The organism is Salinivibrio sp. AR647 (genome assembly GCF_001995415.1).
In the GTDB taxonomy this organism is placed as follows: domain Bacteria; phylum Pseudomonadota; class Gammaproteobacteria; order Enterobacterales; family Vibrionaceae; genus Salinivibrio; species Salinivibrio costicola.
The window spans coordinates 455,349-476,862 of the sequence record NZ_MUFE01000001.1 but is presented as its reverse complement, the minus strand read 5'-3'; the positions used below and the strand labels follow the sequence as shown (position 1 = coordinate 476,862).

The window sequence follows — 21,514 nt, the reverse complement described above, 5'->3', positions numbered from 1 at the left end:
CTTGAACGCCAAGTCTGAAATGAAAGCGCGGGCCTTGCCCGCGATATGATTATTGGTTTACCAGCTCTGTCACCAAGCTGACAACTTGATTCACTTCATCCTCGTTTAGCTTGCCTTCTTTTACAAAACGCACCATGCCTTTGTCATCCAGTACGGCAATCAACGAGCTCTCTTCTTTTAAGCGCCATGCCTCTGCGACTCTGCCATTTTCGTCGAGCACAATCGATGACCAGCTAAATTCGCGTTTACTGTCTTCGGCTGACGATTTTACAAAGCCGCCAGTTCCCCACATGGCATCATCTTGATTGATGATGGTGGTGGTTTGATAGCGTGCATCGTCAAAATCCGCGGCGGTAATTGCCGCCATGAGGGGGGCGTTCATTTCTTTGGCGCTACTGCGTCCAGCAATAGCTTGGATCACGCGTACTTTTTCCTGCAACTGTTCGGTTTGCCAAGCTTGATAAACGATATCGTCGCCATTCAAGGTTAGTTCGCCGTGCTCGGCGACCTTGGCTGACGGTAAAGGTGCACCGTTTTGGATCGTGTGCGCCCAACTGGTGCCTGTGAATAACGCAAAAGTGAGAGCAAGTAGGGTTTTGTTCATTCTTTATCATCCATGTCTGTGGTCATTATTTGGCATTCGGTGCCAAGTTATCTATGGTTACGCCAGACAGTGCGTTGTGCCAAGTGCCAAGGGTTAATCCGTGCGCAAGATCGGACTTTTCTTCGTCGATCGAACTTGTGCACCAAAACGTATTTTTCTAAAGCGGGAACTTCTATTGGTAAGCAGGCTCTAATACTGTGATTGTCATCAGAATAAGATGGCACTTTGCTTGCTTAGCTTTGTACGTGGAGATTGCCAGATAATATTCGGTGCTCCAAGGTGGTAACACATAATTTACCGAGAAACGGTGAAAGTGCGTTGTTACTGTTTCGGTCTGTTCATCAGACTTGGTTGAGAAATAAAGGGATCCCTATGCTTCGCATCTTTCGTCAATATCGACCAACCCAGATTGCGCGATATGTGAAACGATTTTTTAAGGGCCGACTTTATATTGAAGGTGTCGGCGCGTTTGAGTTTGATGGTGGGCGTTTGCTACCTCCAGGACACAGTGATAAACGTGCACTCTCGGTCATGACCGAAGTAAATAAAGAAATTAAATCGATGGCCATCACCGCATAAAAAACGTGCGATGCAGAAAAAACACGTCTAATGACGTGTTTTTTTTATCTCTGAGTTTGCGTGTCTTCAGACTTTTGCGTGCCTTCAGACTATTGTGGCGGGAAGCAAACGCCGGTGCCACCCAAGCCGCAGTAGCCTTGGGGGTTTTTGTGCAGATACTGCTGATGGTCTGTTTCTGCTAAGAAATAAGTACCTGCGGGGGCGATCTCTGTGGTGACGGCATCCGACTTGCCCGCTGCTTTTAAAGCGGCTTGATAGGCGGCAAAGCTGGCTTCTACCGTCGCGCGATCGGCAGGATCACAGTAATAAATGGCTGAACGGTACTGTGGGCCCACGTCATTACCTTGGCGCAACCCTTGAGTTGGATCGTGGTTTTCCCAAAAGATCGTCAATAAAGCGTCCAGACTGGTGACACTCGGGTCAAAAATGACATTAACCACTTCGGCGTGGCCAGTTTGACCCGTACAAACATCTTGATAGCGCGGGTGTTGTGTTACCCCACCGCAGTAGCCAACAGAGGTCATGACTACTCCTGGCTGTTGCCAGAGTTTGCGTTCCGCTCCCCAAAAACAGCCCATCCCTAAAATGACCTGTTTCTGACCGTTCGCTGGGGCCGTTGTGATAGGTTGCCCAAATACGGCATGTGGCTCGGTGGGCGTGATGGCATCAGCACGATCCGCAATCGCATTATCGGGTTGGCTGAACGAAGATTGCATCGACATAGGCATCCTTTTACTGCTGTGATGAAAAGCGTTATGTGTTATATGAAACCGCTTTGGGTGTGGACTGATGTGAATGGCGCTAGCATCAAGCCCAGCTCAACGCGTAATATGGCAAGATATCATCAATTTTGTTGAGCGGCACCCTAGTAATGGTTCTCATTGCATGAAGATACGTAAACTCTCCCTTATTGCGATCGCTTTTTTACTGCTACCTAGCTGGGTACGCGCGAGCCTTGACGTTGAGCTCCAAGGACTCGAGGGGGAGGCGCAACAAAATGTAGCAACCTATTTGGCAGCGATCGCGCCCGAAGAACGCGATGGGTCGTATCGGTTTAAGGCGCGTGTCGAGCGCGATGTCCGACAAGCACTCCAGGCAGTAGGCTACTATCAGCCAAAAATCACGCTGAACGAGCCAGAGGGCGATACCCTGGTTGTCTCCGTTAATCCTGGCCCCCCGGTCAACGTGGCGCAAGTCGATGTCGTCTTTTCCGGTGAAGCTGCGATGGATGATGACTTTCATTCGCTTAAAGCGAAAGGACCGCAACCTGGTCATCGGCTCAATCACGGTGATTATGAGTCACTCAAAAGTCAGATCCAGAACTTAGCCGTGAAAAAGGGCTATTTTGATGGTCGTTTTACGCAAGCCCGGCTCGAAGTTGCGCCTGACCGCCAGCAAGCCTTTATTCGTCTGCATTTTGCCAGTGGCAAGCGTTATCATTTTGGTGCGATCGATTATCAAGGCTCGCAAATCCAGCATAAGCGACTTGATACACTGCGAGATTTTTCACCAGGTGATCTCTATCAAGTTACTGACTTAGGCGAGTTTAACCAAGCGTTAGCAAATACGGGCTGGTTTGCCAGTGCGTTAGTCCAAGCGGATATGGAAGACGCCGAGGGCAATGAAGTGCCGATCAAGGTGACGTTGACGCCGGAAGCACGCAACAAGTTTGAAACTGGGGTGGGGTATTCCACCGACATTGGTCCGCGTCTTAAGCTTAATTGGCGTAAGCCTTGGTATAATTCAAGGGGGCATAGCCTGAGCACATCACTGGCGGTTTCTCAGCCAGAGCAAACCCTTACTTCTACCTATAAAGTGCCGCTTCACGATGTTTCACGGCAATATTATCAAGTTCAGCTGGGGTTAAAAAATACAGACCAACGCGATACCACCAGTTTTGAAGCGACGACCTCTGTCTCCCGACACTGGCTTTATGATACCGGCTGGCAGCGCAGTGTATCGCTGCGCTGGCTGTACGAAAACTATAGCCAAGGGCAAGATGAAGATATCGTCAGCGTGGTGCTGCCGGGCGTCAACGTTACCCGAACGCGCGTGCGTGGTGGTCTGATGCCGCATTGGGGAGACAAGCAATCACTGACGCTGGAGGCAGCCGATCCCGCGTGGCTGTCGGATATTAGCTTGCTGCGACTTCAAGGTCGTAGTGCTTGGATTCGCAGTTTAAATAAGAATCATCGTGGCTTACTCCGGGTCGATGGTGGCGCCCTGATTTCCGAGGAGTTTCGTGAAGCACCACCATCATTACGCTTTTTCGCTGGGGGGGATAACAGCATTCGTGGTTATGGCTATGAAACCGTCTCGCCTGTCGATGACAGCGGTCAGTTAAGTGGTGCACGCTATATGTTAACCGGGACTTTAGAATATCAGTATCGTCTTGGTGGCAATTGGTGGTGGGCGTTGTTTGCTGACGGCGGCGATGCATGGACCAACCATTTGTCATGGAAGCGCGCAGCCGGGACAGGCATTCGTTGGTCATCACCGGTGGGCCCGATTCGCCTTGATGTCGCCCATGGTTTTGATAATGACGATGACGACTTTCGTGTGCACCTGACGTTGGGGCCTGAATTATGAGCCGGTGGTTGGTTAAATTAACTTTGATTCTGTTAATCACGATATTTGCGCTGGTAGGTTTGGTGTCCACCACCTTATTTACGCCGATCGGGTTACAAATTGGAGTGTGGGGGGCACAGAAAGCTGTACCTGCATTATCGCTTGATCAAGCCGAGGGCACTTTGCTGACCGGCTTTGAGCTTCGTGGTCTGCAATATCAGGATGAGCAAATCCAATTGGTCGCTAATAAGCTGGGGATTGAGATAAAAGGTAAGTGCTTACTTACTCCATCAATCTGTGTCGAACAACTGGCGGCTGAAGGGGTAACGCTTGCACTTAATTTCCCGCCAAGCGATGACAACACCGCCGCCGAGCCGTCTACCGCGAGGATCCAATCGCCGCTACCGATACATATTAACGCGTTTGCATTCAATGATGTGGCGATTCAGGTGGCGGGACAGGCGATTGACTGGCAGCAGCTCCAAGGCGGTGTGCATGTCGAGGGAGACACCTTAACCTTATCGCCCACAGAGTGGCAGCAGCTGGTGGTTACCCTGCCCACCAACGACAGTGATCAAGAAAACACCGACCGTGCGGTTGGTAAACCTGATAGCGACGCCTCGAGTGCCCCTTTTCATTATCCAGGGCTCCGCTTGCCGTCTATTCATGTGCCGCTAAATATCAATGTTGAGCAATTTAGCCTACGCGATACTCGTATAGACGCCGGTACAGTCCATACCTTTTCTTCGTTAGATCTCGTCGGCGCCGTCAAGGGCAGTGCAGTGACGATTGACCATTTTTCGGTGGCCGCCCCTCAGGGCACGGCTAAGCTTTCTGGCGATATTCTGTTGGAAGGTGAGTACCCACTGACCTTAGAAACACAGTTGACCACGAACTTGGCATCGCTCCAAGGCCAAGCTTTATCGCTGTCGGCCTCAGGAAGTCTTGCCGCGCTTAAGCTAAACGCGAGCGCGCGCGGCCCGGTGACGGCGACGCTTGAGGGAGAAGCAAACGTGCTGGCACCGAACTTACCTTTTGCCGTGCAATTGGATAGCGAGGCATTGGCGTGGCCGCTGACGGGGAAAGCGATCGCGGCATTACGCGAGCTACACTTTCACGCCGATGGTGACTTATCTGACTATCAGCTGGGGCTACAAAGTGACGTCGACGGTCCTGAGGTGCCGAAAACACAACTAAACCTTGCCGGGCAAGGTAGCCTCTCGGCGCTCAAGCTCTCGCAATTTGAGGCACAAACACTCGGTGGTACTGTTGCTGGGCGCGCCAGCGTGGATTGGTCCAGCGTGCCTTTTTGGCAAGCCGAGTTAGGCTTTGCCCATATTCAGCCTCAGCGGCAATGGCCTGAGGTGAATGGTGATCTCACCGGCGCCGTGAGTCATCGTGGGCGCTTAACGCCACAGGGTGGCTGGGATGTATCTATGCCAACCTTGGTTGTTCATGGTGAGCTTGAGCAACTCCCCCTTTCGGTATCTGGCGCGCTCAATGCCCATGATCGTGATGGCGATGGACAACCTAGCGTTTCTACCTCCGGTCTGACGTTTTCCCACGGCCCTAACCGTATTACTGCACAAGGACAAGTGCGTGACGAGTGGCAAATGGGGCTATCGGTGGATATTGCTGACCTGTCTCAATCATTACCGATGTTAACTGGTGTGATTCGTGGCGATGCGCGTCTGAGCGGGCCCTTTGCCCATCCCAATGCCAAACTGGCCGTCGATGCCAAGCAGTTGCGCTGGCAAGATCTTCGCATCAATCAGCTTACCTTAGACGGCGCCCTGGCCTTCAAGGATACCTTAGGTGGCAACCTGAATGTGTCTGTACTGGGAGGGCGCTATCAAACGCTGCGTTTAGAGAACTTAGATCTTACCGTCCGCGGTGATGAAGCCGAGCATCAGCTGGATTTACGCTGGCAAGGCGTTCCTACCTCTGGCGTGCTGAGTATTCAAGGTGCGCTGGCGCGCGAGTCCGGTTGGCAAGGGCAACTGCTCGATACGCGGGTGAATGTAGAAGACATTGGCGACATCGTGCAGCAAACCGCGGCGCCCATTGCGTTTACTTTCGCCGATAAGCAAACCCAGGTCGGCGAGCATTGCTGGCAGTGGCAAGCCACTTCTTTATGCTTATCACAACCGGCCTATATTGGTGAGCAAGGAGAGGTCGTTGCCAATATTGAAGGGTTTGATGCGAAGCAAATTGSGGCGTTCATGCCGCCGGAATGGCAAGTTGAAACACGTGCCAATGCAGCCGTTCACGCTCGATGGCAGCCTGACGCCTCGCCAGATGTACGCGCCTCGATTGATATCACCGACGGTGCACTGCGTCAGCAAGCAGAAAGGCCACTAGTCATTGACTGGCAACACGCGAACATGGATGCACGCTGGCACAATGACCAATTACAAGGGGCGCTTGCTCTGACGTTGGATGATGGTGGCACCCTTGCGTCTGGCTTTACCCTAACCGATTTATTGGCCCCTACACCTACGATTACTGGCGACCTTACCGTGACTGCTGTGCAATTGGCCAAGCTTGAGCCCTTGCTCGGAAACGATAAACAAGCGGATATGAATGGTGAAGTGAATGCGAATTTACGTCTTGAAGGCCCACTAACGTTACCGCAAGTGTATGGCGGCATGACGGTCAGTGGGCTGCGGATGAAAGGCTTATCGTCACCGGTGGATGTAGATAACGGGCAATTGGCTCTGACGGTTGATGGGCAACAAGGGCAACTGGATGGGCAGTTAATCACGCCTGAGGGTCCGCTAACACTAAAAGGCGATGGCCAATGGCCCCGCATTGATGATTGGCAATTTGGCTTGAATGTATCGGGTGATACGTTACGTGTTAACCTTCCCCCAATGGTAAAGCTCGATGTCGCGCCAGATCTTACCGTCTCTGCGACGCCTGACCAGGTCGCGATTCGTGGTGATATTCATGTGCCTTGGGGACGGATAGAAGTCGAAAACTTACCTGCGTCAGCGGTGACGGTGTCAGACGATACGGTGCTGTTAAACCAAGACTATACGCCAAAAAGTGCAGAACAAGACGAGCCGATGCCGTTTAACCTAGTCACCGATGTAAAGTTAGCACTGGGGGATGACGTTAGTCTCGCAGCCTTTGGTTTAAAGTCGCGCTTATCCGGTGAACTGAATATCAAAAACAACCCGCAAGGTGTATTAATTGTCGGGAATGTCAGCTTACTAGACGGAACGTATCGCTCGTTCGGACAAGACTTGATTATCCGCAAAGGGGAAATCTTGTTTAATGGCCCTGCCGACCAACCCTACCTGCAAGTGGAAGCGATTCGTAACCCAGAGCGAATAGAGGGGGATGTGATCGCAGGTATTCGCTTGAGTGGCCCGGCCGATGATCCGGTTGCGGATATATTTATGGATCCGGCTGGCTCGCAGGCGAATGCCTTATCTTATCTATTGCGTGGCCGAGCGCTGGATGCTGGCGCCGGCGATGCCAATATGACCTCGATGCTGATTGGTATTGGGTTAGCGCAAAGCGGAAAATTGGTAGGAGAGATCGGCCAAGCCTTTGGTGTTGAGGATCTCACCTTAGATACCGCGGGTGCCGGCGACGAACAAAAGGTCGAAGTGTCAGGCTATATTTTACCGGATTTGGAAGTGAAATATGGGGTCGGGATCTTCGATGCGATTGGGGTATTTACTGTGCGCTATCGTTTAATGAAAGACCTTTACCTAGAAGCGGTGTCGGGTGTTGACCAAGCGGTCGATGTGCTTTATCAGTTTGAGATTAAATAAAAAAGCCCGCTGATAGAGCGGGCCTTTACTGTCTCAGTTACACGCTCGATTATTTCTGTGCGCGCTCAAAAGAAGACAGGATTTCGTCTTTTGCGGCTTGTGCATCGGCCCAGCCATCGACTTTGACCCACTTGCCGGCTTCAAGCTCTTTGTAACGCTCGAAGAAATGCGTGATTTGTGCTTTGAGTAGCTCAGGCAGATCGTTCACGTCTTTCACGTGATCGTACTCTTTGGTCAGCTTGCTATGAGGCACTGCGACAACTTTGGCATCTTCACCAGACTCGTCGGTCATTTTTAGCACACCCACTGGACGGCAGCGGATTACTGAACCGGGTACGAGAGGGAATGGGGTTGGAACCAGTACGTCTACCGGGTCACCGTCAAGTGACAAGGTATGGTTTACATAACCATAGTTACATGGGTAAAACATTGGGGTAGACATAAAGCGATCGACAAATACCGCACCGCTATCTTTGTCCACTTCGTACTTGATTGGATCAGCATTCGCTGGGATCTCAATCACCACATAAATATCTTCAGGCAGATCTTTGCCCGCAGGGACCTGGTTCAGGCTCATGGAATGTCCTTTTGTTAAATCAAACAGTGTGTGCCAATTATAACCGCCAAGCGTGAAAATAACAGAGGCGACCTACCAGGTCGCCTCGTCATCATAAAAAAGCGCGGCATTCTTTTTGCTAATACGCGTTAATTGTCTTCATGATCAGGATAGGTTTCCAGGTATTCGCCGACTTTATCCACCATATTACTAGAGCCAACGAAGAAGGGAACGCGCTGATGAAGTTCTTTGGGTTCAATGTCCATCACTCGCTGCATCCCATCCGTGGCTTTACCGCCGGCCTGTTCGATAATAAACGCCATGGGGTTGCACTCATACAGCAACCGCAATTTACCATTTGGATAAGCTAGGGTACTCGGGTACAAGTAAATGCCACCTTTTAGCAGATTACGGTGAAAATCGGCCACCAAAGAGCCAATGTAGCGTGACGTATACGGCCGTTTCTCGTCAGGGACGTTTTCTTGACAGTATTTGATGTATTTTTTGACGCCCTGCGGGAACTTGATGTAGTTGCCTTCGTTAATCGAGTAAATCGTTCCCTCTTTAGGAACGGTCATATTCTCGTGAGAGAGGCAAAACAGACCCAGCGATGGATCATAGGTAAAACCATGCACACCATCACCTGTGGTGTAAACCAACATGGTGGATGAGCCGTAAATGATATAGCCGGCAGCCACTTGGCGATGACCCGGTTGCAGGAAGTCGTCTTCGGTAGGGGGGGTGCCGACCGGTGAAACACGGTGATAAATGGAGAAAATGGTGCCGACGGAGACATTGACATCAATGTTTGATGAGCCATCAAGCGGGTCAATCAATACCACATATTTAGCATTACGATTCAGTTGCTTGTTGAAGATGACCGCTTCATCTTCTTCCTCACTCGCGACACCGCAAACGTGGTCGCGAGCCTCCATCGCAGCTTTAAACTTTTCGTTGGCGTAAACGTCGAGCTTTTGTTGTTCTTCACCTTGTGCGTTTTCTGTGCCGATAGCGCCGGCGATGTCGACCAAGCCCGCTTTGTTGATCTCACGGTTGACAATTTTGGCGGCGAGACGAATCGAGGCAAGCAAAGAAGATAAGTCGCCGCTGGCATGCGGGAACGCGTGTTGCTTCTCAACAATATATTCGCCGAGGGTCTTAATGTCGGGCATTCTCAATCCTTAGTGATGATGAACTGTCTTTCTAATTCAATGGCATTTAAGTGGGCAGTGGTCTGCCTCTTGAAATCGTTGTCATTCTAGCGCTCGTGACTTTTTAATCGTACTGAAGAAATGGATGAGGCCAGGGAAGTGTGATCGCGACATAAAAAACCATGTCATATGCGCGCAAGCGATAAGACCCAAGCGTTAATCCAAGGCATAATAATGGCCCGCGTCCAACGGCTGGGTAACCAACAATACAGTGAAGGCCATGCATATTCATATTTTAGGCATTTGCGGCACCTTTATGGGTGGAGCCGCCATGCTGGCAAAACAATTGGGGCACAAAGTGACAGGCTCAGATAGCCAGGTTTATCCCCCAATGAGTACCTTACTCGAATCCCAAGGGGTTGCCATCATTGAAGGCTATGATCCTGCGCAGCTTACACCTAAGCCGGATTTAGTGGTGATTGGTAATGCCATGAGCCGCGGGAATCCCTGTGTTGAAGCCGTACTCAATCAAGGTTTGCCTTACACGTCTGGTCCGCAATGGCTGCATGATTTTTTACTCCAAGACTGCTGGGTGTTAGCGGTTTCAGGGACACACGGAAAAACCACCACCGCCAGCATGCTAGCGTGGATTTTAGAAGACTGTGGTTATCAGCCTGGATTTTTAATCGGTGGCGTGGCCAGCAATTTTAATGCGTCAGCCCGTTTGGGGGATAGCCCGTTTTTTGTGGTCGAGGCCGATGAATACGACAGTGCATTTTTTGATAAGCGCTCCAAGTTTATTCACTACCAACCGAAAACCTTGGTTATTAACAACCTTGAGTTCGATCATGCCGACATTTTTGATGATCTAGCCGCTATTCAAAAGCAATTCCATCATGTGATACGCACCGTACCTGGGATTGGCCAGATTATTGCGCCGTCCGATGATCCCAACGTAGCTGAAACACTCGCAATGGGGTGTTGGAGTGAGTGTGTGTATGCGGGGCCTGATGGCCAGTGGCAAAGCGTGAAAAAAGACGCAGCTGGCAGCCAATTTGATGTGTACTTTGCCGGTGATCTCGTGGGATCGGTTAACTGGGATTTGGTCGGTGATCATAACGTGCGTAATGCCTTGATGGCGTTATCAGCGGCGCGTCATGTGGGAGTGACCCCGGGTCTGGCTTGTCAATCGCTCGAGAGATTTATCAATACTAAGCGTCGGCTTGAGTGGCGTGGCGAGCGGGCTGGCGTCACGGTATATGACGATTTTGCCCATCATCCGACCGCTATTCGACTGACCTTGGAGGGCTTGCGAGCCAAGGTCGGCGCAGGGCGTATTCTCGCCGTATTAGAACCGCGCTCGAACACCATGAAACAAGGGGTCCATAAAGACACGCTTGCCGCGTCGCTGGCGAGTGCGGACAGTGTGTTTTTATATCAGCCTCAAGGGCTCGATTGGTCGCTCGATGCGGTGGCGGATCGTTGTGCTCAACCTACGCAAATTCACACTGATATAGGCACACTGGTTGTCGCGTTGAGTGAGCAAGCCTTGCCGGGCGATACCGTGTTGATCATGAGTAATGGGGGTTTTGGTGGTATTCACGATAAGTTGCTCAGTGCGTTGAGTCACAAAGGAGAAAAGCATGACGGATAAGCGTATCACGCTGGCATGGACAGGAGCGTCAGGCGCGCCATACGGCCTACGGTTACTGGAGTGCCTGCTTGCGCAAGATTATCAGGTCTTTTTACTGATATCCTCGGCCGCTCGCGTGGTGCTGGCGACCGAACACGGGTTGAAACTCCCGTCAGGCCCGCAAGCGGCACAGAAAATATTAGCCGAACATCTGCAATGTGATAGCAATAAACTGATCGTTTGCGGTAAAGAAGATTGGTTTTCGCCGGTCGCCTCGGGCTCGGCAGCGCCGAAGAAAATGGTTGTTTGTCCCTGCTCGGCCGGATCCTTGTCTTCGATTGCCCATGGTCTATCCGATAACTTGATTGAACGGGCGGCGGATGTGGTGCTCAAAGAACGGGGGCAATTGTTACTGGTCGTTCGCGAGACGCCGTTTTCAACGCTGCATTTAGAAAACATGCACAAGCTATCGCAGATGGGCGTCACCATTATGCCTGCTGCGCCGGGTTTTTATCACCAACCCCAGTCTATTGACGACTTGGTCGATTTTATGGTGGCGCGCATTCTCGACCACTTAGGGGCGGCGCAAACCTTGGTGCCGCGCTGGGGGTATGACCAACGCCCTCGCGATAAAGCATAATCAATCAGGTTCAGGCAAGGCCTGAACCTTCACTTTACGAGGGAGGCCCTAAACGAGCAGCCAGATATCGGCTAAGGTTTGAGTACCATCACATGCATGGTGGCGCCTTCAAGCACTTTCGCGGCCACCGATCCTAACATCATCTTGTTGACGCGAGAACGCTTATGACTTGGCATGACGATCAAGTCGCACCCTAAGCGCTCGGCGGTTTTGATAATCCCTTTGTAAGGCTTGCCTTCTTCAACAGACACCTGGCAGGCCACGTTTTTCGGAACATATTTATCCGCAAATCCTTGCAGATTTCGCTTCATATCACGTTTCATTTTATTGGCAGCTTCTTCAGGGAAATAAGAGGCCACCATGGAGTTATGAATCCCCGGCAGTACCGTCAGTAGGTGGAGCTTAGCGCCGGATTGACTGGCCAGCCATGCAGCGTGATCGACCGCCTTATCCGCGAAGCTCTCATCATTTAAATCGACCGGAACCAGAATGTGTTTATACATAGCGATATCCTTTGCTATCAAAAAAAGAAAAGGGCACGCGCCGCGCACGTGCCCCCTGTCATTAGGCTTGGCGGATACGACGGCGTTGATTCCAGCCTAGCAATGCCAAGAGTAATAGTGTCGGCACAAAGACCCATTCTTTCCACGGGCGAATGTTATCCACCGTGACGGTTTTAATTTGCCAATCAAAGTCGATCCCCGCCTTATCGGCATCGCTTCCAAATTGAACTCTATCAACCAGTAATGAGTCATCCTCTTCGCGCAGTATCAAACCGGTATCACGTACCCGTGCATCGCCGCTTTCGAGGCGACTATCTACCGACAAAACCACATGTTTGGAAATCTGATCGCCAAAGAAGTCTTCCCCTTCCACAACCAGTTGCAGCGGTTTTCCTTCAGGCAGTTGCTCGGCTACGCGCATAATTTCTGTTCCTGGGTAGCTGGTGGTGGGTGGATAGACTTCATCCCACCAAAAACCAGGTCGAAATAGAGAGAAGGTGATAAGCAACAGCAACACGGTTTCCCACCATTTATTTTTGGTCATCCACCACCCTTGGGTTGCGGCAGAAAAAGCCAGCATCGCAATGGTCGCGGAAATAATGGTCAATATCAGGTGGAAAGGACCGTCGAGGTCGAGCAACAACAACTGAGTGTTGAAGATAAACATGAAAGGTAAAATGGCGGTACGAATATCGTAGGTAAAGCCTTGTACACCGGTACGAATCGGATCCGATTTAGCAATGGCCGCGGCCGCGAAAGCGGCGAGACCGACCGGTGGCGTGTCATCGGCGAGAATACCGAAGTAGAACACAAAAAGGTGCACGGCAATAAGCGGAATAATCAGCCCTTGTTGTGCCCCCAAGGTCACAATGACAGGGGCCATCAGTGTAGAAACCACAATATAGTTTGCCGTGGTCGGTAGCCCCATGCCTAACAGTAAGCTGATCACTGCCGTAAAGAGCAACATCAAGAAGATATTACCGCCAGAAATTAGCTCGACAAAATCAGTCATGACCAAACCAATGCCGGTTAGAGTCACGGTGCCGACAACGATCCCGGCAGCCGCCGTGGCGACACCGATGCCAATCATGTTGCGCGCGCCAGTGACAAAGGCTTCGAGCAGATCAACGCCCCCTTCTCGAAGTTCTTCTTTGAAGTTGGTGCGTTGATTAAAGTAGGCGATCAGTGGACGCTGGGTCACTATGATAAAAATCATAAAGATAGTTGCCCAGAACGCCGATAGGCCGGGTGAAAAACGCTCGACGGTCAAACACCAAACCAGCACGCCAATTGGCAGCAAGTAATACAACCCGGAGCGAACGGTAGGGCCTGGCTCTGGCACCTCTGATAAATCCGTGGCCGCTGGATCTTCGGCGGCTTCAGACTTGTAGCGGGCGGAATAGCGCACCAGAAGAACATACGCAATTAGGGTCAGTATGCCGATCACCACGGTGGCCATGACGCCAAATACGTCCTTGGTCCAGCCAATGCCGTAATAGACTGCTGCGCTGAGCACTAATAGCCCAACAAATACCGTCATAAAGGAAAAGAGCTTTTGCAATACCGTACTAGAGTGGCGGCGCGGCAAGCCTTCCATACCCGCTTTACAAGCTTCCAAATGAACGATGTAAATCAGCGCAATGTAGGAAATCAACGCCGGGAGCAGGGCAGCTTTGATCACTTCGACATAAGAAATCCCTACGTACTCCACCATCAAGAAGGCGGCGGCCCCCATTATCGGCGGTGTGAGCTGACCGTTGGTGGACGCGGCCACTTCTACTGCCCCCGCTTTGTGGCTTGGGAAACCAACCCGCTTCATCAGTGAAATGGTAAAGGTGCCGGTGGTCACCACGTTAGCAATCGAGGAGCCTGAGACTAACCCGGACAGGCCCGAGGCGACCACTGCGGCTTTCGCGGGACCGCCGCGCATGTGGCCCAGTAAAGAGAACGCCACTTTGATGAAATAGCCCCCAGCGCCCGCGCGATCGAGTAAGGCACCAAAGAGTACAAACAGGAAAACGAATGAGGTAGAGACGCCCAATGCGACCCCGAACACCCCTTCAGTGGTTAGCCACAGATGCGACATCGCCTTATTAAGGCTGGCGCCTTTGTGGGCAATGACATCGGGCATGTGAGGGCCAGCAAAGGTGTAAAGCAAGAAAACGGCGGCTACCACCATTAATGGTGGCCCTAAAGCGCGTCGTGTTGCCTCGAGCATCAATACCATGCCGATCGCGGCAACACTAATATCGAAGGCAGTATAGGCGCCGGCACGATCGGCCAGTTGATTGTAAAATAAGAATAAATACCCGGCGGCTAGGCTGCCGATAAGGGCAAAAATCCAATCTAGAAGAGGTACACGGTCGCGAGGCGATGTTTTACGTGCGGGGTAGGCAGTGAAGGCCAAAAACATCGCGAACGCTAAGTGGAGTGAGCGTGCTTGTGTATTATTGAGGACGCCAAAATCGAGCGCAAAGGGAAGTGGCGACGCATACCAAAGCTGAAAAAGGGACCAGATAAGTGGTACCAGCCAAAGAATACGTCCTGATAGTCCATGTGGTGAGCGCGCACCCGTATCTGCTTGCGCCACCATGTCTTGCACATCAGGAGACGGTTGATGTGTCTTCGTCATGCAGTTTGTCCTTATTATCATATGCACCGCTGATGCGGCGGCAGTGTCCCGAGAAAAGCCTACTTGGCCTATTTCACTGGTGTGGTGATTGGCCAGTCTGCAGCTCACTGCTCCCCGCGTTTTCATTGACCCTCAACGAAAGCGTGGACAGTGTGTTAGCAGCTAAAAACAGATAGTACTAAAAACCGATAGTAACAGAGCGGTACAGAAAAATTAAAAAGATGTTATCGCTTTTGTCTTAGGGAGGGCGCTTCAAATATGAGACAAGGCAGACAGGCAGCGGTGTCACGCTGCCTGATAAAAAAATCAATAATGGTATTCGAACAAGTCACAAATCGCTTCAAATAGCGCTTCTGTGCTGGTACCTCGGGTGGGGGTGATAAAGATCGTATCGTCCCCGGCGACAGCGCCTAAAATGCCTTCGGCCTTACCGAGTGAGTCGAGTAGACGCGCAATTAATTGGGCGGCACCTGGACCGGTATGAATCACGACCACGGCCTCGTTGTAGTCGATTTCCATCACCAGCTCTCGCAACGCGCTGCCAGTGGTCGGAACACCGAGCTCAATCGGCAAGCAATAGACCATCTCCATTTTGGCGTTACGGGTACGTACAGCGCCGAATTTGGTCAACATGCGCGAGACTTTCGATTGATTGATGCCCTCAAATCCTTGAGCACGTAGGGCTTCGACTATTTCGCCTTGAGAACTGAATTTTTCTTCTTTGAGGATCGCTTTAAACGCTCGAACTAATTGGTCTTGTTTTTCTGAGTTACGCATGACGGCAGACTCGTAATGACAAACGAGTAGCTATTTTGCATATACATGCAATCAGGAGCAATCATTGCGCGCCTAAAATGGCGACAATATCACTGTTGTTACGTCTCGGCTAAGCCTTGAACGCACACCGGTTTCGAGGGTGAGCGAAAAAATGAGAGCTTAGGCTGATCATCACCGCCCGAAGCTTGAGTGGGGGTATACCCGGGCATATGATGAAGCAACAGTTCGCACCATTGATGGGCGATTTGTGCCCGAACAGAAGCCGGACCGGATCCGGACAATAAGAAATATCGAAAGGAGAACGACATGAAAGTTGCTGTGATTGGCGCTGCGGGAGGCATTGGTCAAGCCTTAGCCCTACTACTTAAAAATAACCTGCCAGCCGGTTCCGACTTGGCGTTATATGATATCGCACCGGTGACGCCCGGTGTGGCCGTCGATTTGAGCCATATTCCGACCCCCGTGAGCATTAAAGGGTTTAGCGGTGAAGATCCAACCCCGGCGCTAGAAGGGGCCGATGTTGTGCTGATCTCTGCAGGGGTAGCACGTAAGCCGGGCATGGATCGCTCTGACTTGTTCAATGTCAATGCAGGTATTGTTAAGTCATTGGCGGAAAAAATCGCCGATGTGTGTCCAAAAGCCTGTGTTGGTATTATTACTAATCCAGTCAATACCACGGTAGCGATTGCTGCGGATGTCTTAAAAGCGAAAGGCGTCTATGACAAAAACAAACTGTTTGGTRTGACGACGCTGGATGTGATTCGTTCTGAAGCTTTCATCGGCGAGCTTAAAGGAATGGATCCTCGTGACGTCTCCATTCCCGTGATCGGTGGCCACTCAGGTGTGACGATCTTGCCTCTATTATCGCAAGTTAAAGGCGTTACCTTCAGTCAAGAAGAAGTGGAGTCACTGACGCCACGTATTCAAAACGCAGGGACGGAAGTGGTTGAAGCGAAAGCAGGGGGAGGCTCAGCAACCCTATCCATGGGACAGGCGGCATGCCGTTTTGGCCTGTCTTTAGTGCGAGCGTTGCAAGGTGAAGCTAATGTGGTTGAATGTGCGTACGTTGAAGGCAGCGGTGAACACGCACGCTTTTTCGCGCAGCCTGTACATTTAGGTAAAAATGGTGTCGAGGCAATCTTAGACATCGGTGAGCTGAGCGCCTTTGAACAGCAAGCGATGGACAAGATGTTAGACACCCTGCATAACGATATCCAAATGGGTGAAGAGTTCGCCGCAAAATAAACCGCAAGAACGAAAAAAGCGGCGTCCAATTAGGGCGCCGCTTTTTACATGTAGGCACAAGCGTGATAGCGAGGCATCACTGCGGTGAAGTCTGCGCTGACTAAGCTCTGCGTTGCCTAAGTTCTGTGCTGACTAAGTTCTACGTTGACTTAAGTATTGCGATCAACGGCCAACTTGGCGAGCGCGACTAAGGCTTGTTTGTAGGGCGAATCAGAAAGGCTATCGAGGGCACGGACCGCTTTTTCTGCTTCTTGCTCTGCGCGTTCACGGGTATAAGCGAGCGAGCCACAGACGTCCATACACGCTAAAATAGCGTCGAGTTTGTCGCGTCCGTTCCCTTTTTCGATCGCGTCGCGAATCATCGCCGATTCAGCGTCACTGCCGTGCTGCATTGCATGAAGCAAAGGCAGCGTCGGTTTGCCCTCAGCCAGATCATCACCGGTTTGCTTGCCCATCTCATCATCTTTACTGGTGTAGTCAATGACATCATCAATGAGCTGGAACGCAGTCCCCAGGTAACGGCCATAATCTTGCAGGGCTTTTTCCGTATCAGTATCCGCTTGGTTGAGAATCGCCCCTATCTGTGTCGCAGATTCAAACAAACGCGCTGTTTTTGAATAGATCACCTGCATGTAACTGCTTTCACTGGTGTCGGGATCGTTACAGTTCATTAACTGCAACACCTCACCTTCGGCAATAACATTGGTCGCTTCACTCATCAAATCAAGAATTCTCAGTGAGCGTAAGCTGGTCATCATCTGAAATGAACGCGTATAAATATAATCCCCCACCAAGACGCTTGCCGCATTGCCAAATAAAGCATTGGCGGTGGCATTACCACGGCGTAAGTCGGATTCATCGACCACATCATCATGAAGCAAAGTGGCAGTGTGGATAAACTCAATGAAAGCGGCTGCGGTGGTGTGTTTATCACCTTGGTAACCCAATGCACGCGCGGCCAAAATGGCCAACATGGGACGTAAACGCTTGCCACCGCTGTTAACGATGTAAAAACCAAGCTGATTAATCAGCGCGACATCAGAATTGAGCTGAGCGAGTATTTTTTGGTCGACCTGCGCCATGTCATCACTGATCAAGGCTTGGATTGATTTGAAATCCATGTATATATCCGGGCGTTGTCCTAGTTACTTGCCTGCCGAGCTAACGATACACAACTTACCCCATGTAAGGTAAGAGTCACGATCGCTAATACGTACAGACGGTGATGGATCTTTCGTCAGTATCGGCACTAGAGCGGGTATTAAGACGGACATGGTACACCAGATAACGTATGACGAGATAGCGATCACACCGGTAAAATGTGTGGGAATGAATGCTGAGCAGCTTTTCACCAATTTTCTTGCGTTACCCTCTTGCCTCTAATTAATTTCTACCGTAGAATTCGCGCCCTATTGATGAATTATATGCGCACCCCTTGTTGTTCATAAATGCAGCAGGCCGTGCGGAAATGCGGAGTAAAACATGTACGCAGTTTTCCAAAGTGGTGGTAAGCAACACCGAGTAAGCGAAGGCCAGACTATTCGCTTGGAAAAGCTAGACGTTGAAACTGGCGCAAGTGTAGAACTTGACAAAGTATTGCTAGTGGCAAACGGCGAAGACGTTAAAGTTGGCGCGCCTTTTGTTAGCGGTGCAACCGTAACAGCAGAAGTTGTTACTCACGGTCGCGGCGATAAAGTGAATATCGTTAAGTTCCGTCGTCGTAAACATTCTCGCAAGCACATGGGCCACCGTCAGTGGTTCACTGAAGTCAAAATCACTGGCATCAGCGCTTAAGAGTAGGAGAGAGAAGAGATGGCACACAAAAAAGCTGGCGGTTCCACTAAAAACGGCCGCGATTCAGAAAGTAAACGCCTAGGTGTTAAGCGCTTCGGTGGTGAGTCTGTACTAGCAGGTAACATCATCGTGCGTCAACGTGGCACTAAGTTCCACGCAGGTAGCAACGTAGGTTGCGGTAAAGACCACACTCTATTCGCTCTGTCAGACGGCAAAGTGAAGTTCGAGACCAAAGGTCGTCATAACCGTAAATTCGTTACTATCGAAGCTGAATAAGCTTCAACGCAACGCGAATTTTTGAAGCCCTGCCTTATGGCGGGGCTTTTTATTGTGTCTGGGGATCACCGATCAAGCCACCGCCTCATCACGGTACGCAGATAATCGGCCAACGCTGAAAAATGATCCTAAGATCGATATGATCACCATTCACTAATCTGGGATAAGGCTGGTTGTGAGACGCCATAGGCATTCATAACTGGTGCGGAGAAGTTAGCATGAAGTTTGTAGATGAAGCGATTATTCGCGTCGATGCCGGTGACGGGGGCAATGGTACCGTCAGCTTCCGGCGTGAAAAGTATGTGCCTAAAGGGGGCCCAGATGGCGGCGACGGCGGTGATGGTGGTGACGTTTACCTGCTTGCCGACGAAAACCTGAATACCCTGATTGACTATCAATTTGAACGTTTTCATGCCGCGGCACGTGGTGAGAATGGTCGAGGCGGCAACTGCACCGGGAAACGCGGTGAGGATCGCGTCTTGAACGTGCCGGTGGGGACGCGCGCAATCGATGAAGACACGGGCGAAGTGATCGCAGACCTTACCGAGCATGGTATGCAGGTTATGGTGGCGAAAGGGGGCTTCCATGGCCTCGGAAATACACGCTTTAAGTCCTCGGTCAATCGTGCACCTCGACAAAAAACCATGGGCACGAAAGGTGAAGTACGTGCACTGCGTTTGGAGCTATTACTGCTTGCCGATGTTGGTATGCTTGGCTTGCCGAATGCGGGTAAATCGACCTTTATTCGTGCGGTATCGGCTGCCAAACCGAAAGTGGCTGACTACCCATTTACCACCTTGGTGCCAAGCCTTGGGGTGGTTCGTGTCGCCGCAGACAAAAGCTTTGTCGTGGCTGATATTCCCGGCTTGATTGAAGGCGCGGCAGACGGCGCAGGGCTAGGGATTCGCTTCTTAAAACACCTTGAGCGCTGTCGTGTGTTGTTACACATGATTGATTTGCTACCCGTTGATGGTACCGATCCGGTTGATAATGCGTTTACCATTATTGATGAGCTAAACCAATACAGTGAGAAACTTGCCGATAAACCGCGTTGGTTGGTGTTCAATAAAGTCGATCTGATGCCGGAAGATGAGGCCCAAGCTCAGATTGAGCGTGTGCTTGATGCGCTCGCTTGGGACGATAAGCATTATGCGATTTCGGCGATCAATAAAGCGAATGTGCAACCGCTTATTTATGATCTGATGGCGTCGATTGAGGCACTGCCTGCGCCGAAGCCAGAGGTTGAGCCTGAAGATGAAACCGTCGCCTTTAAATGGGATGATCATCACGAACAACAGCTCAAGCAAGACGACGATAACGATGATGACTGGGATGATTGGAACGAAGACGACTACGACGTCGAGATCATCTACAAGCCATAATCAGACTCACGCCGCTGCCGATTGCAGCGGCTTTTTTTTGTCCGTGATTGAGCGAACAATTGAAGAGACTTTTATTTGCATCAAAGACTGGCATGAACCAATCGCCAATACTGAAGGCGTCGCAGAGAGAGAAGAGGGATTTTGGGTGACAAAACGACTTACTGAGCCAGAGCAACGCGCGATATCACGTTTAGTGATTGAAGTTGGGCAACGGCTATTACAGCATGGTGCGGAGAGCAAACTTGTCAGTGATGTAAGTATCCGGCTCGGTCGTGCGTTAGGGTTAGACAGTGTTGAGCTGTCGTTATCCGCCAGCTCGTTGGTGGTGACCACCTTGAGTCATGGTCATTGTATTACCACGGCAAGACGTAGCCCAGATCGTGGTATTAACATGAAAGTTGTCACAGACATACAGCGGACCGTGATCTTAGCAGAGAAGGGCTTTCTCGACGCGTTAGCGGTACGTAAACGCTTAAGCCGTATCAAACCATTCCGTTACCCTCCTTGGCTCGTTGTTGGGATGATAGGCTTGTCATGTGCCGCCTTTAGCCGGTTAGCTGGCGGCGATGCCGTGGTGTTTGCGCTGACCTTTGTCGCCTCTGCCACCGGCATGCGGGTTCGGCAACTTATCGCCCACCGTCACTTTAACCCTTTTTTGACCTTTGCAGTGACCGCGATGGTGACCACTCTCCTATCCAGCACGGGAACCATCATGGGATGGGGCAATGAGCCTTTTTTGATCATGGCATCATCTGTCTTGATGCTGGTCCCTGGGTATCCCTTTATTAATGCCGTCTCGGATATGATGAAAGGATTTGTGGATATGGGGATCGCACGTTGGACCATGGCGTCATTACTGACCCTTGCCACGGCAATGGGTATTGTGGGGGCGATGAACTTGGTAGATGCATGGGGCTGGTTATGAGCTTACTTGTGGCGTTATTGCAAGATATGTTCTTTGCGATGATCCCTGCCGTGGGATTTGCGTTAGTCTTTAATGTTCCGGTGAAAGCGCTTAAGTATTGTGCTTATGGCGGTGCGGTTGGGCATGGTTTACGCTTTGTTCTGATGGAGTCGGGGGTGGCGATTGAGTGGGCGACACTGGCCGGTGCGACCACGATTGGTTTTCTGGGCGTGTATTGGTCTCAGCGCTTCCTGGCTCACCCGAAGGTTTTTACCGTCGCTGCAATTATTCCCATGATTCCAGGGGTGTACGCGTTTAAGGCCATGATCGCGCTAGTGACGATTAATAACCAAGGTTACAGCCCGGCGCTATGGGCCAGTTTGATTGAAAACTTACTCAGCGCTGGCTTTATTCTCTCCGCGTTGGCAATTGGTCTTGCGATGCCTGGGCTATTGTTTTATCGTCGCCGACCAGTGATCTAATCG

General features: G+C 51.0%; 19 protein-coding genes. 11 read left to right on the top strand and 8 right to left on the bottom strand.

The annotated features are described in order from the left end of the window. Positions 1–49: 49 nt before the first annotated feature. On the bottom strand, positions 50–604 hold the full coding sequence (locus BZG76_RS02140; protein WP_077459980.1) for a YtfJ family protein: 555 nt from the start codon (positions 602–604) through the stop codon (positions 50–52). A 372-nt stretch (positions 605–976) separates the two neighbouring features. Between BZG76_RS02140 and BZG76_RS02135 the strand changes: the two genes are divergently transcribed. Then, positions 977–1,183 (top strand): DUF1107 domain-containing protein, encoded by a 207-nt coding sequence (locus BZG76_RS02135; protein ID WP_077459979.1) that lies wholly within the window; start codon positions 977–979, stop codon positions 1,181–1,183. A gap of 89 nt (positions 1,184–1,272) precedes the next feature. Here the strand turns inward: BZG76_RS02135 and msrA are convergent, their stop codons facing one another. Further along, entirely contained in the window at positions 1,273–1,905 is a 633-nt protein-coding gene (gene msrA, locus BZG76_RS02130; RefSeq protein WP_241824026.1) for a peptide-methionine (S)-S-oxide reductase MsrA, read from the bottom strand. Positions 1,906–2,068: 163 nt separating this feature from the next. Between msrA and tamA the strand changes: the two genes are divergently transcribed. Together tamA and tamB are read left to right on the top strand one after the other, a co-directional pair. Further along, entirely contained in the window at positions 2,069–3,772 is a 1,704-nt protein-coding gene (gene tamA / locus BZG76_RS02125) for an autotransporter assembly complex protein TamA (RefSeq protein ID WP_077459977.1), read from the top strand. Positions 3,773–3,780: 8 nt separating this feature from the next. Further along, positions 3,781–7,536: an autotransporter assembly complex protein TamB gene (gene tamB, locus BZG76_RS02120; protein WP_158011310.1), complete on the top strand. Its 3,756-nt coding sequence runs from the start codon at positions 3,781–3,783 to the stop codon at positions 7,534–7,536. 49 nt (positions 7,537–7,585) lie between these two features. On the opposite strand, the gene ppa is transcribed toward tamB, so the two are convergent. Further along, positions 7,586–8,113 carry an inorganic diphosphatase gene (ppa, locus tag BZG76_RS02115; RefSeq protein WP_077459975.1) on the bottom strand — a complete coding sequence of 176 codons (528 nt, stop codon included), beginning with the start codon at positions 8,111–8,113 and terminating at the stop codon, positions 7,586–7,588. A 128-nt stretch (positions 8,114–8,241) separates the two neighbouring features. After that, entirely contained in the window at positions 8,242–9,264 is a 1,023-nt protein-coding gene (gene fbp, locus BZG76_RS02110) for a class 1 fructose-bisphosphatase (RefSeq protein WP_077459974.1), read from the bottom strand. A 259-nt stretch (positions 9,265–9,523) separates the two neighbouring features. Between fbp and mpl the strand changes: the two genes are divergently transcribed. Together mpl and BZG76_RS02100 are read left to right on the top strand one after the other, a co-directional pair. After that, a complete protein-coding gene (gene mpl, locus BZG76_RS02105; protein WP_077459973.1) occupies positions 9,524–10,897 on the top strand; it encodes a UDP-N-acetylmuramate:L-alanyl-gamma-D-glutamyl-meso-diaminopimelate ligase in 1,374 nt (457 codons plus the stop codon). Continuing rightward, entirely contained in the window at positions 10,887–11,516 is a 630-nt protein-coding gene (locus BZG76_RS02100; RefSeq protein ID WP_077459972.1) for a flavin prenyltransferase UbiX, read from the top strand. The genes mpl and BZG76_RS02100 overlap by 11 nt, the downstream gene beginning before the upstream one ends. Before the next feature lie 71 nt (positions 11,517–11,587). Here BZG76_RS02100 and BZG76_RS02095 read toward each other — a convergent pair whose 3' ends face one another. From BZG76_RS02095 to argR, 3 genes are all read right to left on the bottom strand, one after another. Then, entirely contained in the window at positions 11,588–12,019 is a 432-nt protein-coding gene (locus BZG76_RS02095; RefSeq protein ID WP_021023341.1) for a universal stress protein, read from the bottom strand. A 61-nt stretch (positions 12,020–12,080) separates the two neighbouring features. Continuing rightward, positions 12,081–14,651 carry a TRAP transporter permease gene (locus BZG76_RS02090; RefSeq protein WP_077459971.1) on the bottom strand — a complete coding sequence of 857 codons (2,571 nt, stop codon included), beginning with the start codon at positions 14,649–14,651 and terminating at the stop codon, positions 12,081–12,083. A 306-nt stretch (positions 14,652–14,957) separates the two neighbouring features. After that, complete coding sequence (gene argR, locus BZG76_RS02085) at positions 14,958–15,428, bottom strand: transcriptional regulator ArgR (protein ID WP_077459970.1); 471 nt, start codon at positions 15,426–15,428, stop codon at positions 14,958–14,960. A gap of 306 nt (positions 15,429–15,734) precedes the next feature. Between argR and mdh the strand changes: the two genes are divergently transcribed. Further along, positions 15,735–16,673 carry a malate dehydrogenase gene (gene mdh, locus BZG76_RS02080; protein WP_077459969.1) on the top strand — a complete coding sequence of 313 codons (939 nt, stop codon included), beginning with the start codon at positions 15,735–15,737 and terminating at the stop codon, positions 16,671–16,673. A 149-nt stretch (positions 16,674–16,822) separates the two neighbouring features. Here the strand turns inward: mdh and ispB are convergent, their stop codons facing one another. Next, a complete protein-coding gene (ispB, locus tag BZG76_RS02075; RefSeq protein ID WP_077459968.1) occupies positions 16,823–17,794 on the bottom strand; it encodes an octaprenyl diphosphate synthase in 972 nt (323 codons plus the stop codon). A 361-nt stretch (positions 17,795–18,155) separates the two neighbouring features. Between ispB and rplU the strand changes: the two genes are divergently transcribed. The 5 genes from rplU (at position 18,156) to BZG76_RS02050 (ending at position 21,511) form a co-directional block, all read left to right on the top strand. Continuing rightward, a complete protein-coding gene (rplU, locus tag BZG76_RS02070; protein ID WP_021023346.1) occupies positions 18,156–18,467 on the top strand; it encodes a 50S ribosomal protein L21 in 312 nt (103 codons plus the stop codon). Positions 18,468–18,485: 18 nt separating this feature from the next. Continuing rightward, entirely contained in the window at positions 18,486–18,743 is a 258-nt protein-coding gene (gene rpmA / locus BZG76_RS02065) for a 50S ribosomal protein L27 (protein ID WP_025675203.1), read from the top strand. A gap of 218 nt (positions 18,744–18,961) precedes the next feature. Continuing rightward, positions 18,962–20,125, top strand: a complete 1,164-nt coding sequence (cgtA, locus tag BZG76_RS02060) for an Obg family GTPase CgtA (RefSeq protein ID WP_077459967.1) — start codon at positions 18,962–18,964, stop codon at positions 20,123–20,125. 145 nt (positions 20,126–20,270) lie between these two features. Continuing rightward, complete coding sequence (locus tag BZG76_RS02055) at positions 20,271–21,050, top strand: threonine/serine ThrE exporter family protein (RefSeq protein ID WP_077576487.1); 780 nt, start codon at positions 20,271–20,273, stop codon at positions 21,048–21,050. Next, entirely contained in the window at positions 21,047–21,511 is a 465-nt protein-coding gene (locus BZG76_RS02050; RefSeq protein WP_021023350.1) for a threonine/serine exporter family protein, read from the top strand. The genes BZG76_RS02055 and BZG76_RS02050 overlap by 4 nt, the downstream gene beginning before the upstream one ends. Positions 21,512–21,514 lie beyond the last annotated feature (3 nt).

Bases quoted from the DNA above. Each gene is read 5' to 3' on its own strand.
- ispB (WP_077459968.1), bottom strand. From the start codon at position 17,794: ATGGATTTCAAATCAATCCAAGCCTTGATCAGTGATGACATGGCGCAG.
- BZG76_RS02135 (WP_077459979.1), top strand. From the start codon at position 977: ATGCTTCGCATCTTTCGTCAATATCGACCAACCCAGATTGCGCGATAT.
- BZG76_RS02095 (WP_021023341.1), bottom strand. From the start codon at position 12,019: ATGTATAAACACATTCTGGTTCCGGTCGATTTAAATGATGAGAGCTTC.
- BZG76_RS02100 (WP_077459972.1), top strand. From the start codon at position 10,887: ATGACGGATAAGCGTATCACGCTGGCATGGACAGGAGCGTCAGGCGCG.
- msrA (WP_241824026.1), bottom strand. From the start codon at position 1,905: ATGTCGATGCAATCTTCGTTCAGCCAACCCGATAATGCGATTGCGGAT.
- tamA (WP_077459977.1), top strand. From the start codon at position 2,069: ATGAAGATACGTAAACTCTCCCTTATTGCGATCGCTTTTTTACTGCTA.
- rpmA (WP_025675203.1), top strand. From the start codon at position 18,486: ATGGCACACAAAAAAGCTGGCGGTTCCACTAAAAACGGCCGCGATTCA.
- cgtA (WP_077459967.1), top strand. From the start codon at position 18,962: ATGAAGTTTGTAGATGAAGCGATTATTCGCGTCGATGCCGGTGACGGG.
- argR (WP_077459970.1), bottom strand. From the start codon at position 15,428: ATGCGTAACTCAGAAAAACAAGACCAATTAGTTCGAGCGTTTAAAGCG.
- fbp (WP_077459974.1), bottom strand. From the start codon at position 9,264: ATGCCCGACATTAAGACCCTCGGCGAATATATTGTTGAGAAGCAACAC.
- rplU (WP_021023346.1), top strand. From the start codon at position 18,156: ATGTACGCAGTTTTCCAAAGTGGTGGTAAGCAACACCGAGTAAGCGAA.
- BZG76_RS02050 (WP_021023350.1), top strand. From the start codon at position 21,047: ATGAGCTTACTTGTGGCGTTATTGCAAGATATGTTCTTTGCGATGATC.
- ppa (WP_077459975.1), bottom strand. From the start codon at position 8,113: ATGAGCCTGAACCAGGTCCCTGCGGGCAAAGATCTGCCTGAAGATATT.
- BZG76_RS02090 (WP_077459971.1), bottom strand. From the start codon at position 14,651: ATGACGAAGACACATCAACCGTCTCCTGATGTGCAAGACATGGTGGCG.
- BZG76_RS02140 (WP_077459980.1), bottom strand. From the start codon at position 604: ATGAACAAAACCCTACTTGCTCTCACTTTTGCGTTATTCACAGGCACC.
- mpl (WP_077459973.1), top strand. From the start codon at position 9,524: ATGCATATTCATATTTTAGGCATTTGCGGCACCTTTATGGGTGGAGCC.